General features: G+C 38.4%; 15 protein-coding genes. 6 read left to right on the plus strand and 9 right to left on the minus strand.

Features of this window, described 5'->3' with window-relative positions; all coding sequences use genetic code 11:
* The first annotated feature begins 97 nt into the window (after nt 1–97).
* Nucleotides 98–730 (plus strand): LuxR C-terminal-related transcriptional regulator, encoded by a 633-nt coding sequence (locus FQ015_RS00935; protein ID WP_000516283.1) that lies wholly within the window; start codon nt 98–100, stop codon nt 728–730.
* A gap of 17 nt (nt 731–747) precedes the next feature.
* On the opposite strand, the gene FQ015_RS00940 is transcribed toward FQ015_RS00935, so the two are convergent.
* The 5 genes from FQ015_RS00940 to FQ015_RS00960 all read right to left on the minus strand — a co-directional run bounded on the left by FQ015_RS00940 (nt 748) and on the right by FQ015_RS00960 (nt 4,640).
* Entirely contained in the window at nt 748–1,251 is a 504-nt protein-coding gene (locus FQ015_RS00940; RefSeq protein WP_001239196.1) for a lytic transglycosylase domain-containing protein, read from the minus strand.
* Nucleotides 1,252–1,334: 83 nt separating this feature from the next.
* Entirely contained in the window at nt 1,335–1,553 is a 219-nt protein-coding gene (locus FQ015_RS00945) for a hypothetical protein (RefSeq protein ID WP_000184104.1), read from the minus strand.
* Between the two features lie 166 nt (nt 1,554–1,719).
* Entirely contained in the window at nt 1,720–3,096 is a 1,377-nt protein-coding gene (gene ygeH, locus FQ015_RS00950; RefSeq protein ID WP_160523592.1) for a HilA family transcriptional regulator YgeH, read from the minus strand.
* Nucleotides 3,097–3,430: 334 nt separating this feature from the next.
* Nucleotides 3,431–3,922 carry a tetratricopeptide repeat protein gene (locus tag FQ015_RS00955; RefSeq protein ID WP_000102383.1) on the minus strand — a complete coding sequence of 164 codons (492 nt, stop codon included), beginning with the start codon at nt 3,920–3,922 and terminating at the stop codon, nt 3,431–3,433.
* Between the two features lie 226 nt (nt 3,923–4,148).
* Nucleotides 4,149–4,640, minus strand: a complete 492-nt coding sequence (locus FQ015_RS00960) for a hypothetical protein (protein WP_160523593.1) — start codon at nt 4,638–4,640, stop codon at nt 4,149–4,151.
* A 430-nt stretch (nt 4,641–5,070) separates the two neighbouring features.
* Between FQ015_RS00960 and yqeK the strand changes: the two genes are divergently transcribed.
* Nucleotides 5,071–5,496, plus strand: coding sequence for a protein YqeK (gene yqeK / locus FQ015_RS00965; protein WP_000350603.1), 426 nt, complete (start codon nt 5,071–5,073; stop codon nt 5,494–5,496).
* Nucleotides 5,497–5,531: 35 nt separating this feature from the next.
* Nucleotides 5,532–5,612 carry a hypothetical protein gene (locus FQ015_RS00970; protein ID WP_072132081.1) on the plus strand — a complete coding sequence of 27 codons (81 nt, stop codon included), beginning with the start codon at nt 5,532–5,534 and terminating at the stop codon, nt 5,610–5,612.
* A gap of 32 nt (nt 5,613–5,644) precedes the next feature.
* Here the strand turns inward: FQ015_RS00970 and yqeJ are convergent, their stop codons facing one another.
* The 4 genes from yqeJ to FQ015_RS00990 all read right to left on the minus strand — a co-directional run bounded on the left by yqeJ (nt 5,645) and on the right by FQ015_RS00990 (nt 9,584).
* A complete protein-coding gene (yqeJ, locus tag FQ015_RS00975) occupies nt 5,645–6,127 on the minus strand; it encodes a protein YqeJ (protein WP_160523594.1) in 483 nt (160 codons plus the stop codon).
* The gene (locus FQ015_RS00980) at nt 6,120–6,929 is read right to left on the minus strand and encodes a winged helix-turn-helix domain-containing protein (protein WP_088542177.1); all 810 of its coding nucleotides are present in this window, start codon (nt 6,927–6,929) and stop codon (nt 6,120–6,122) included. The genes yqeJ and FQ015_RS00980 overlap by 8 nt, the downstream gene beginning before the upstream one ends.
* 333 nt (nt 6,930–7,262) lie before the next feature.
* Nucleotides 7,263–7,895 carry a helix-turn-helix transcriptional regulator gene (locus FQ015_RS00985; protein ID WP_160523595.1) on the minus strand — a complete coding sequence of 211 codons (633 nt, stop codon included), beginning with the start codon at nt 7,893–7,895 and terminating at the stop codon, nt 7,263–7,265.
* Nucleotides 7,896–8,354: 459 nt separating this feature from the next.
* On the minus strand, nt 8,355–9,584 hold the full coding sequence (locus FQ015_RS00990) for an amino acid permease (protein ID WP_160523596.1): 1,230 nt from the start codon (nt 9,582–9,584) through the stop codon (nt 8,355–8,357).
* Nucleotides 9,585–9,838: 254 nt separating this feature from the next.
* Here FQ015_RS00990 and FQ015_RS00995 point away from each other — a divergent pair, with 254 nt between their 5' ends.
* The 3 genes from FQ015_RS00995 (at nt 9,839) to kduD (ending at nt 12,934) form a co-directional block, all read left to right on the plus strand.
* Entirely contained in the window at nt 9,839–11,020 is a 1,182-nt protein-coding gene (locus FQ015_RS00995; RefSeq protein ID WP_000656041.1) for an acetyl-CoA C-acetyltransferase, read from the plus strand.
* Nucleotides 11,021–11,306: 286 nt separating this feature from the next.
* Nucleotides 11,307–12,143 (plus strand): 5-dehydro-4-deoxy-D-glucuronate isomerase, encoded by an 837-nt coding sequence (kduI, locus tag FQ015_RS01000; RefSeq protein WP_000383251.1) that lies wholly within the window; start codon nt 11,307–11,309, stop codon nt 12,141–12,143.
* A gap of 29 nt (nt 12,144–12,172) precedes the next feature.
* Nucleotides 12,173–12,934 (plus strand): 2-dehydro-3-deoxy-D-gluconate 5-dehydrogenase KduD, encoded by a 762-nt coding sequence (gene kduD / locus FQ015_RS01005; RefSeq protein ID WP_032185041.1) that lies wholly within the window; start codon nt 12,173–12,175, stop codon nt 12,932–12,934.
* Nucleotides 12,935–13,210: the final 276 nt, after the last annotated feature.

Genomic DNA, 13,210 nt, shown 5'->3' on the forward strand with positions numbered 1-13,210 from the left:
TATTTCATCAATGTATTCTTTGGATTTTGCTTATAATAATAATGGAAGGGATGATTATAAATGAATGCGTTATAGCATTTACACTCAGGATGAATATATGGGAAAGATTAAAATTGTAGTTTCAGATCAGCAGCCGTTTATGATTGATGGGATAATTGGATTTCTCGGACATTATCCCGATTTATATGAGGTTGTTGGGGGCTATAAAGATCTGAAGAAAGCTATAGCGGAGTGTAACAAATCTGCAGCCCAAATATTTATTTTAGGAGAATTTGCAGGTGGAATGATGGGGTCCGAACTCATAAAATGGGTTAAATCGCATAAAATAGATGCTCATATTATTACATTTGTAGCAAAAATGCCGTATATTGATTCAATAAAATTGCTTGAAGCCGGTGCGAAAGGATGCGTATGGAAAACCAGTCACCCGGCGAAACTAAATCGCGCTATTGATTCGATTAGTAATGGTTACACTTATTTTGATAGTGTACATATGGATTGTGAAAAAATATCTTCAAGATATTCCTCTGATAATCAACTTACAAATCGTGAGTCAGAAATACTACAACTCATAGCTGATGGAAAAACAAACAAAGAAATCGCTAATTTCTTGCAGTTAAGCAGGAAAACAGTCGAAACTCATAGACTCAATATCATGAAGAAATTAGATGTTCACAGTGGTATCGAGTTGATCAAAACAGCTTTACGTATGGGTGTTTGCACTATATAAAAAAAGAGGCTTTAGGCTCATTTTGCTAAAGCCTTACGCTTGTCTATTTCATTAAGTCTGGTATATACAACATATATTTTTTTTGCATATTGCAGCCTCTTTTTTTGGTTTTCCATTGCAAAACCCGCGTTATAAGTCCCCAGACATTGCCACGTTACCCCACAACGTGAAAAATGATTATATAAAATCTCGGTCCCTATTTTAATGTTCAGACAGGGGTTATCTAACAAATCTCGTTCATCTTTTATTATTCCACGTTTTTTTAACATGGGAATGTGCATCTGGTTTATCTGCATTAAACCATAATCAAAACTCTTTATATTGTTTTTCTTATCCCTGTTCTTGCCGATGCTATCATTTTTTAAATTACTTTCAACAAGAGCGATAGCTTTGATCAAATTTGGTTCGATTCTGAAAATTGATCCTGCTTCATTAAAGCAAGCGCTACTGGCGAAAGACATTTTTGTAATTAATATAGAAAATATGAAGATGGATAAGATTTTAACTTTGGGTAAGCGCATATATTTTTATGTGTAGGATTGAAGGAAAGGAACGAGATACTTATATAATCAGTATCTCGTTAAACATTTAAGTGGTCAATTGTCTACCATTCCAGTTCATAGTAAGGAGAGATAGGATTATCTTTCGAATACATATCATTTTGAAAAGATGCCATCCATGTTGAAACTATAAATGCTTGTATTTGATCTGTATCAGTAGCACTGGTGGTGATGTGTTTATCTAATGAAACTACTTCATCACCCGTTGCAGTTGCTATATTTAAACTTTGAGAAAAATTATTCATATTGATTGGATTAGTCATAAAGTTCCCTTTTTATTTGTCCAGGCCAATAGCCTATATACAATACTTTTTAATCTAGAGTATTTGATATATATTGCAATAAGGCAAATATCTTAGATATTTTCATCTCTGTTGTTTAAATAACTAGTTGCATACATCTAAACAATAAAATTGCGACAATAAAGATTTATCGCATACAAATTCTCGTCAGTTGCTTTAGTTTCAAAATGTTGTCAATTATAACTCGATGGCTTTCACTCGAAGTTTCTTTATAGTAGAGTTTCATTTTGCTTTTGAGCGGGTTAGGCACATACATATCTACACACTCTTTTATCACAACTGCTTTTCGTCTTCTGGGTTCGAGTTGTAGTGATTTGTCTATACAAATCCTTGCCTCTTCAATTCTTTCATTATGAAAGTTGACAAGTGCTCTATAGTAGTAGAGAGAGGCTATATCAGTTGTGTGTATCTTAGCCTGTTCAAATAAGATATGAGATACTTTTGCTTGTCCAGACAGGCCAGTTATCAGTCCCATAATAGCTAAAATTTTTCCATCGACATTGGTTATTTCTGATACATAATGTAAAAGCTCTAATGCTTTTTGAGCAGCAAGTTCAAGTTCATATTTTCCATGAAGTGCCAAAGACATATGGCATTCCGCTAGCAGACAATAACATTCTGTTTTTAGCGTCTGTATATCACGTTTATTTTGTAATCCATCAAATATAGTCATAGCCCTGTAAATGCTTTCAGGAGTAAACTCGTAAAGTTCTTTCTTACCAGCCAACAGTTCATCTGATAAATAATGATTCTTGTAACCTTGATCCGGTTTAGCTAATCTTACAGAACGCTCTGGATTATGTACCGTTTGAAGGATATTATCTATAATAAATTGTGATGTGTTATGTAGTTCATCAACAGGAAGATGATTACTGGCGATGAGGAAAAGATTTTTAGCGTCGATCAGTTCAATGTATAAAGTTTTCACCGCGTTATTCTGGTTTATTCTTCCTGTAACGAAATAATCTGGCTTGAATCTTCTCAAAAATGAATTTTGCGATATGTGATCATTACAAAAATTTGTCGCAGCCATCGGATAGGTATAAAGGCCCTCGATTTTTTTATTTGAAATGTTTTGCACTAATTCCTGATTAAGTATTAATGGATCCAGGGTATTCAATGAAGTGGTGAAAGGAAATATAGCTATGGAATAGTCTGAAGTGTTATCTTCATTTATTCTAGTTTTGAAAACCTGTCCACTGAAACGATAACCTTTCCGGTAGATTGTTTCTATGCAACGATCATAGCCAATTTTTTCAAAAATGCAGCGCAAAGAATAGATACATCTTGTCAGGGACTCGTCACTTACAATAATATTTTTCCATACTGATTCGATGATCATATCTTTCAGGACAACATGACCAGCGGATTCAAGTAATACGATCAATACTCCTAACTCTTTCGGTGGAATATAAATTTGCTCATTTCCTTGAGTAAGAATTCCATCTTCCGTGAGCGTTAATCCCTCAAGAAAATGATATGAGAATTTATTTTCTAAGTCCATTAGTTAACCTCTATGAAAAAATTGGTTTCTTGCATCCTGCATAAGCAATAGAAATAGTGGCTATTCATATTTATGTGTCATTAATGCTATAGGAGTTTACATTCGACATATCTATGGTTGTGTTCACTAATTTATCTTAGGAATTCAGTGATGTAATCTGAAATAGCCTTATTCAATTTTGATAAAATAGATTGTTCTCTAACGCGTTGAAAAATAATAATTTATAGTGTGTTCTTAACTGTTTTAAGATGTTGATTTAAGAAAACATAAGAGAAGCTGGTCATAGTGGTTAACTGCACTATAACCAGCAATTTTAACCAAAAGATTGTAATGCTTAGCCATTATCTTCTGAATTATCAGTTAAGAGTTCAATATATGCCTGCGCTTTGCTCTTAACACTTTCATCCTCACAATTGTTAATAATATGATAGAAACATTGCATTGCGTTATCGATATTTTTAGCCCCAATTTGACATTGACCCATACGATAAATAACTGAATAGTCATCATACGGGGAGTAATTGTAACTTAGTTTGTAAAGGTCATATGCTTGTTGATATTTCTTTTTTGACTGGCACACTGATGCAAAACCTTTTAGATATTCATGATTTTCGAACGCATAAATGCACAGAAATTTATAATAAATTTCTGCGTCCGTTATATTACCTTTTTCATGGTAGTCGAATGCATATGCATATATTCTATCAAGGATATCAGGAGTCAATCCATGTAGTAATGCCAGATTTTCTCCTTGTGATAATGCGTGTTTTAGTTGACTTGCCCATTCATCACTGTTATTGAATATTTCAAGTGTATCTGTGCTCATAATATTCCTCTGTGATGTGTTTCGTGATGCTAAATTATTATTTATTGACTCATTAATTTTTATGTATTTATCTTTTTTGAATTATGAGTTTTAAGCTTGCATTGCTTATGGGTATATTGGTTCATTATTAGTAAAAATACTGACCACTATAAACCAATAATGTCATTAGTTGTTTTGCTAATATTCACCTTATTAGTTATCTTATTTACGATATTTCATAAATGCCTTAATATGCATGACCTTGATTCATATTATCAATTTCCATTTTTTCGATGAAAATTAAAAAGGGGATTTTTGCGAAGGGTAGTAAGTCGTCTGGTTTTTTTTCTTTATTATGTCTGATGACGAGGGGGGATAGTACGTCGGTGCATATAGTAGAGAATTTATTCAGGTCTAAATTATTCTCTATTTTGGCCAGTTTTATGAGTTCATTTGTAGCCATACTCATTAAATCATCTGTTATCGGAAATTTATATATGCTCATAGCAGATAATATTGCTTGCTGAATTATTTCTTCAGAAATATCCGCTATCTTTATTGACAAATCATGTGATAGATATTTTCCTCCAAGAGATTCTTGTTCAATATAATTTAAACCAGACCTCATCGTAATTTTAACTGGATTCACGAATTTCTCTTCATTTTTCTTATTTTTGTTCTCCTGATCAGGAACTAATGGTTGCAGTGGTAGGCTATTATTAATATTTCGTGGCTTCATTTTACATTTCTCTCATTTGATTAGAGCAAAATCCGAATTCGCAGCTTCTGATAATGTCAAATATCACCTTTTCTAATGCTTTATTCTATCAAAAATCGCTCATTTTTACTTTTTTTACCATAATGTTACTTAGTAGCATCGGCAATTTACATAACTTACATGTTGTTTTTTATATCCTGAAAAAACAGATAGATAGTGTGCGCACTCGAAATGATATTGGTAACATAAATAGCTTTATTCGTGACAAACATCTCAAAAGATTTCCTTTTATTATTTTTGAAATTCATTTGATCAAGGTTATCACCTTATGGAGACGTTACGTAGAATGACTATATTTGTTATCGGCACATTAGGGGTATTAAATTTAGTATTGATGGAAGGTGATTATTGAAAAGTAACATCGAGTCACGGTAAAAGTGTGAGGTATATAATGGACATTGAGTTTTCGCAGATTCATGAAATGGTCTATATGCATGATATTGTAAATTCGGACTCGAAAAAGAAACCAAGGATTCCGTTAAAAAAATTCCTTAATGCTGAGAAGGTTCTCACGCAAACAACATCATGGGCACTAAATTCAAGATATGTGAATGTTAATTCTGTCAGTAAAGTCAACGTAAAGAGTAAAGTTAAAAACAGTTATATCTCACGATCTGTCAATGATGAGTTTAGTTTAACAGATGATGAAATCAATTCTTTTAAAGAAACGTTAGTCCTTTCCTCTATTGATTCACTAAGTAAACTGGTTCTTAATAATCCTCTTTCTGTATTGTTTACATCGACTGTACGAAGGAATAATAATAGAGCTAAGATGAATGTTGAGTTCGACTCATGGATTTGCACCAGATGTTGTTGATACATGATATTTTACATTGCAAGGTGATGTCTAAAATGAAAGATGTTGATCAAAACTTTGATGCTTTATACTGGCATATACTACAAGCATATTTAATTTTATTGTTTTATGATTAACGAGGTTCCATCTTTTTGTTATCTATTTAAGTTTACCTTGCACAATGCATGATAGCTCTGTTACCAATACTCAAAATAAAAGCATGCTTACCTTGCTTTATTATATTATAGCTTACACTTTTTTCTGGAAAGACATAAAAATCAGGAATAAGTTCTGCAAGTCTATCATCATCGACTTGATCCATGATCTCAAATTTATTAACTTTCTTTGATGTTAAATGGGCAGTGTCATAGTTTTCAATCCATGTGTATTCAATATTTCGCCGTATTGATTTACTTTCTCTGTTACCTTGTTGCCAGGTTCCGCTCAACGCAACAGTTCCTGTTTTATTTTTTTGGTTATACATAAAGTCGATGGTAAGATTTGCTCGCCCCTTGTCATTAAAAATTACCCAATTTGCAGTGCATGTTTCATTATATATCATTTTTTCTGCAGTATAAGAGTAAACAATGAAGAGAATAAACCCACTGATAAAAACTAAAATAAATAATAAGCTTTTTTTATAATCAATCACGATTAACCTCACGGTAAGACAGGGTTAAACAGCCTGCCACTTCATGTTGGTTATAGTTTTTATTGCATGCCATAACAATCATCCTTGGTGAGGATTTTGCAAGAGGGAAGTATAACCACGGATATTTTTTACAGTTAATCCCCGAATCCAGTATCCGTGTCTTATATTTATCGAACTCTTTCAACCCATCAATTGTATCTTCTGTCACATTAAAATGGCAGCCATTAATTTCCGCAACAGTCTTGTAATCCTTGAAGAATGGCTTCGGTTGATTATTATTCCATAGCCAATGTGCAGAATATACGCCTATAGCAAATATGCTCAACATAATTAGATAACTTTTTATATGTTTGAGGATTTTGTTATTGAAATTGTTTGCGCTACCAATGCTCTCTTTGTACCCCGCATTACCTTTTACGGCAGGTGGGGTATTGTGTGTATGTGCGTCTGTTGAAGAGTTTATTGCATGATTTTGTATGTTAATGTCATTATGAATCTTGAATCCTCTTCTCGGCACGGTTGCAATAAGCGAGTGGGTGGTATCACCAACAGCGCGAAATCCGCGTCTGATAATGGATATGTTCTGATATAACGTGTTAGTTGGCACACGCATACCTTCTTCTTCCCAGACTCTGGTGAAAAAATCTTGTTGTGCAACCACATCAGGAAAAGCTTCAAGTAGAAGTGATAAACAACGACTGGCTGGCGTTGTCAGAACGACGTTAAGATCGGCGTTATGTACCGATATTAATTTTCGGTGCTCAGGCCAGAACTCGATATTATCGTTAATAATCCAGTACATACGTCAATAGACACTAAATCAATCGAAATGGAAATCACATAGTTTGCTAAGTATATTGGTATTTACGGCATAAATATATATTAATTTTATATTTATCATAATGATTGAAATGAGGCTTTAATGTCGCAACGTAAAACTTTACGTAAATTAACATGATTAACATTTACGCCACTATTGTTTGTAAATTCATATTTCGTAATGCTTCTGAATTTTTCGTGTGATGGTTTTAAATACCATGTTGTTTACTCTTGGGGTTACTGCTTATTTATAAAATACGGGCATTTCAATAGATGCCCGTATAAGCAGAGTATGATTCTGGCAGATTGTTGAGTATCAATGTTGGACCGAATGTGAACGAATAAATAACTCGTTTATTTTACCACCCATTCTCTTTTCGATTCGTTGCTTGTACGCGTAGATGCTACGGATATCCATATCCAGAACTTCAGCAATCTGATATGGATTATAACCAGAAACCATATACCCCATTATGGTGAATTCCATCTGAGTTAATGTGTTCCCTCTGGTAAATGATAAATAACGACCAATAAATAGTTGTCTGATCTTTTCATTGGCAACATCAAGACCATCATCATTATATATGACAGCAGATATTGCAGAGTTGTGTTTTCGCCAGTAGTTAGCTAACGATTGCATATTGCGGTCGCTGACTAATACAATCCCCATGTCAGTACTTGCAAGATAGTCAATCCAGTCTTTTTCAAGGAATAGACGTAAAAAACTTACTGAAAAATCGACAAAAATATATCCGCTTAATCTCGCATTGTGGTTTTTTGTTAAGATACCTTCCACCACACCACGATTAAAATATGAACTTTCTTCGGGCCACATACAAAAACACGAGTTTGCGCAATACTGCAAACGCGGTGACTCTTCTGGCATTATTTGGCAATGCATTGAGCAACTATTGCATGTAAGACTTTTATAACGACTACCAAGCCCCATGTTAAGAACCTCCCTATCCGTATATAATTGCATAATTTCATTGGTTATTGATGATGTCAATACACCATGATTTTGTAATTTTGCTGGGAAAAATTGCGATTAATCTGTATTTGCTATAATTCTGAGTAAGGCATTTAAAAATGCATTTCTCGTTATCAAATATGATTATGTTTCACTGATTTAATCTTGCATGGTTGAGAACGGTTCAGATAACTATCTCATGGTATAAGAATATCTATATCGCAAATTGTTTTTGAATGACCAGAAGATATCTTGCGAATCTAAGTTATGCATCTTAAATAGTCTTATTTAAGATGTTCAGATCTCTTTGTGTGTTTAACTAACTGATAATACTAGGATATGACGAGAGAAGTGATAGAGCGGAATAATAACAAATGAACATTATGAAAACTGGAATGGTTCAAAATTGTAGCAATTTTGAACCATTCACAACAGATATTAGCTAAAGAACATTACCGATACGCACAGGATACCCACGATCAGCGTAATCAGATTTCCGATGGAACGCCAGGGTTTAAGCGCCGGGATGAGATATGTTGACAGCGTAGGCATGATGAAAAGTATCATGGCAATGAGCGGGCCGCTGATCGCGTAAATCATCGAAATCGCGTTCGGGTTAATGCAACAAACAAAGAAGGTAATGAGCGATACCAACATAATTGATAGTGCGCGGTTAAATGCACGACTTTTCTTTACACCAACCTGCTGTAGTGTTGTTTTGACGACCTCCGTGGCACCTTCAATAACGCCAAAGTACGTACCCAGGAATGATTTCGACATCGCAACTACTGCGACAATAATCCCGGAAATTGACAACCATGCTGGGGCGTTCGGCAGCATAGAAAGCGCCGATAAAATGGTAACCCCTTCTTCTTTAGCCGCTTCAATATACGAAGGTGGAATAGAAAGCAGGCAGCTAAAGACAAAGAACAGTACACTTATGCAGATGATGAGATAAGCGACTTTCATAATTCTTTTGCATTTATCCATAGCGTGTTCGCCATATTTTTCACGTCTGTCTATGGCAAACGTAGAAATAATGGGCGTATGGCTAAAGGCGAAAACCATCACGGGAATCGATATCCATATCTGGTGAAGGGTATTCTGATTGAACTCTACCTGGGTAGTTAATAGATCAGGTTGCCAACTACCGACCAGGTAAATAGATAGAAATAAGAAATAGGCAATCAATGGGAATACCAAAAATCCCATTACCCGAATAGTGGCATGGCGTCCCATCAGAAAAATGAGATTCAGAATTAATACAACACCCAGACTCACCAACATACGGATGCGAAGATCAATAACCATATGCTTTGCCAGCTGTTCCGTAAGTGAGTTGGTAATTGCCACGGCATATATCAACACGACGACAAAAAAGGCGATGAAGTACAGCGTGGTAATCAGATTACCAATCTTCTTGCCATAGTAGTGTGTTACCGCGCCCGTTATCCCTTCACCTGCTGATGTTTTTGATGAGAGGATGAATTGGCATAAGGCTTTATGTGGCCAATATGTTAAAGGCCAGGCGACCAGAGCAGTAATAAACAGGACCACAGCCCCTGCCGAACCTAACTGAATAGGAAGGAAGAGCGTGCCTGCACCAACGGCTGTGCCGTAGAGCGCGAAACTCCACAGAGTTTCTTCTTTTGACCAAATATTAGACATTATCTGAACGTATCATCTACAAATTAAACAAAATGGAGGGCAATTTACCATAAACCAGGTTAAGTATGGGAGATTAACGCCCTTTCTACCTCTCTATTGGTGGGTTAGTGGTTGCAAACCTTACGTGCCAGTTATGTCTCTGAGTGCTGGTCAGGCGTATTTCCTTTGTGATAAAAATCACTTTTTTTAAACAATTAAGATAACTGTAATTAACAATCATTTACTATTGCACTGTTAATTGGTGCGAGGTTGTGATGAAAGACGTTGTGATTGTCGGGGCGTTACGGACACCTATCGGCTGTTTTCGTGGTGCGTTAGCGGGTCATTCCGCCGTGGAACTTGGCAGCCTGGTCGTGAAAGCGTTAATAGAACGTACTGGTGTTTCTGCATATGCGGTGGATGAAGTGATTCTTGGTCAGGTGTTGACTGCAGGGGCAGGGCAGAATCCGGCAAGGCAATCGGCTATTAAAGGTGGTCTTCCTAACAGCGTTTCTGCAATCACTATTAATGACGTTTGCGGTTCCGGGCTTAAAGCACTGCATCTGGCTACTCAGGCGATCCAGTGTGGCGAGGCGGATATTGTCATCGCCGGTGGCCAGGAAAACATGAGCCGCGCACCACACGTTCTTACAGATAGCCGCACCGGTGCACAGCTTGGCAATAGCCAGTTGGTTGATAGTCTGGTGCATGACGGCTTGTGGGATGCCTTCAATGATTATCATATTGGTGTCACCGCCGAAAATCTGGCTCGCGAATATGGCATCAGCCGTCAGTTGCAGGATGCTTACGCGCTTAGCTCGCAACAAAAAGCGCGAGCGGCGATTGACGCCGGACGATTTAAAGATGAAATCGTCCCAGTAATGACCCAAAGTAACGGTCAGACGTTGGTTGTTGATACCGATGAACAGCCACGCACTGACGCCAGTGCAGAAGGCTTGGCCCGTTTAAATCCTTCATTTGATAGTCTCGGTTCTGTGACAGCGGGTAATGCATCATCCATAAACGATGGCGCAGCTGCGGTAATGATGATGAGCGAAGCCAAAGCGCGAGCGTTGAATTTACCCGTGCTTGCCCGCATTCGCGCATTTGCCAGCGTTGGTGTAGATCCGGCATTAATGGGAATTGCGCCGGTGTATGCGACACGCCGTTGCCTGGAACGTGTCGGCTGGCAGTTGGCTGATGTCGATCTTATTGAGGCTAATGAAGCGTTTGCTGCTCAGGCGCTTTCGGTTGGCAAGATGCTTGAATGGGATGAGCGTCGGGTCAATGTTAATGGTGGCGCGATCGCGCTCGGTCACCCAATAGGCGCGTCCGGTTGCCGAATCCTGGTTTCTCTGGTTCATGAAATGGTGAAACGTAATGCCCGCAAAGGACTGGCTACGCTTTGTATCGGCGGGGGCCAGGGCGTGGCATTGACCATTGAACGTGACGAATAGCTCTGCATTTCCTCCTTACCGATAAATATCAGCCGTCATTAATCTGTTGAATAATGGTGGCTGGCGAGTCGACATACATTTTCAGGGCTCCCTGATTTTTCCATTCTCATGACATATTCGTGATCGACACTGCACTTTTTTCAGTCCTTGCCTTAAAAATGAAACATTGTTTTATTTTTAATTGAAAACCCTATCCCGTGGGCATATCATCCCCTTATAGAGAAAACGAAACAGCGTTTCACTATCGTTTTCTATTTTCACGCTTCACTGATTATCGGAGGTTGATGTGGACGTAAGACAGAGCATCCACAGTGCGCATGCAAAAACGCTGGATACCCAGGGGTTGCGCAATGAATTTTTGGTTGAAAAGGTATTTGTCGCCGATGAGTACACCATGGTTTACAGCCACATTGACCGTATTATTGTTGGCGGCATTATGCCGGTAACTAAAACGGTTTCCGTTGGCGGGGAAGTTGGTAAACAACTCGGGGTAAGCTATTTCCTGGAACGTCGCGAGTTAGGTGTTATCAATATTGGCGGTGCCGGTACGATTACCGTCGATGGTCAATGCTATGAAATCGGTCACCGCGAAGCCCTGTATGTTGGTAAAGGCGCAAAAGAAGTTGTCTTTGCCAGTATTGATACCGCTACTCCGGCGAAGTTTTATTACAATTGCGCACCTGCGCATACGACGTATCCCACCAAAAAAGTCACACCGGACGAAGTATCTCCAGTCACGTTAGGCGATAACCTCACCAGCAACCGTCGCACGATTAACAAATATTTTGTTCCGGATGTGCTGGAAACCTGCCAATTGAGTATGGGGCTGACAGAGCTGGCTCCGGGTAACTTGTGGAACACCATGCCGTGTCACACCCACGAGCGCCGGATGGAAGTTTATTTCTATTTCAATATGGATGATGACGCCTGCGTTTTCCACATGATGGGGCAGCCGCAAGAAACGCGTCATATTGTGATGCATAACGAGCAGGCGGTGATCTCCCCGAGCTGGTCGATCCATTCCGGTGTCGGAACCAAAGCTTATACCTTTATCTGGGGCATGGTCGGTGAAAACCAGGTCTTTGATGATATGGACCATGTGGCCGTTAAAGATTTGCGCTAGTTGTGGGCATAAACGAATAAGGTATTGTTATGATTTTAAGTGCATTTTCTCTCGAAGGTAAAGTTGCGGTCGTCACTGGTTGTGATACTGGACTGGGTCAGGGGATGGCGTTGGGGCTGGCGCAAGCGGGCTGTGACATTGTTGGCATTAACATCGTTGAACCGACTGAAACCATCAAGCAGGTCACGGCGCTGGGGCGTCGTTTTTTAAGCCTGACCGCCGATCTGCGAAAGATTGATGATATTCCTGGACTGCTGGATCGCGCGGTAGCTGAGTTTGGTCATATTGATATCCTGGTGAATAACGCCGGATTGATTCGGCGCGAAGATGCTCTCGAGTTCAGCGAAAAAGACTGGGACGATGTCATGAACCTGAATATCAAGAGCGTATTCTTCATGTCTCAGGCAGCGGCGAAACACTTTATCGCACAAGGCAATGGCGGCAAGATTATCAATATTGCGTCAATGCTCTCCTTCCAGGGCGGGATCCGTGTGCCTTCTTATACCGCATCAAAAAGCGGCGTGATGGGCGTGACGCGATTGATGGCGAATGAATGGGCTAAACACAACATTAATGTTAATGCGATAGCTCCGGGTTACATGGCGACCAACAATACTCAACAACTACGGGCAGATGAACAACGTAGCGCGGAAATTCTCGACCGCATTCCAGCTGGCCGTTGGGGACTGCCGAGTGACCTGATGGGGCCGGTAGTGTTTCTTGCCTCCAGTGCTTCAGATTATGTGAATGGTTATACCATTGCCGTGGATGGCGGTTGGCTGGCTCGTTAATCCATTCTTCTTACTTTTATGACCCTGCCGCATGGCAGGGTTTTTTATACCTGTAGATCATCATAATCCATATCATGGTTATGAAATAATCCATATCAATTATCAATTAGTGAACTTTATGAATTTTATCTGCTTTAAAATTAGTTGGTTAATAATAATCTCAATAATTCAACTTAATTTGAAAATTGGAATATCCATCACATAACGACATGTCGCAGCAATTTAATCCATATTTATGCTATTTCCGACCTGACACCTGTTTGAATTGTTCACGTA

Origin of the sequence: Escherichia sp. HH26CH, from assembly GCF_009820205.1 — a bacterium.
GTDB classification, from domain to species: domain Bacteria; phylum Pseudomonadota; class Gammaproteobacteria; order Enterobacterales; family Enterobacteriaceae; genus Escherichia; species Escherichia coli_F.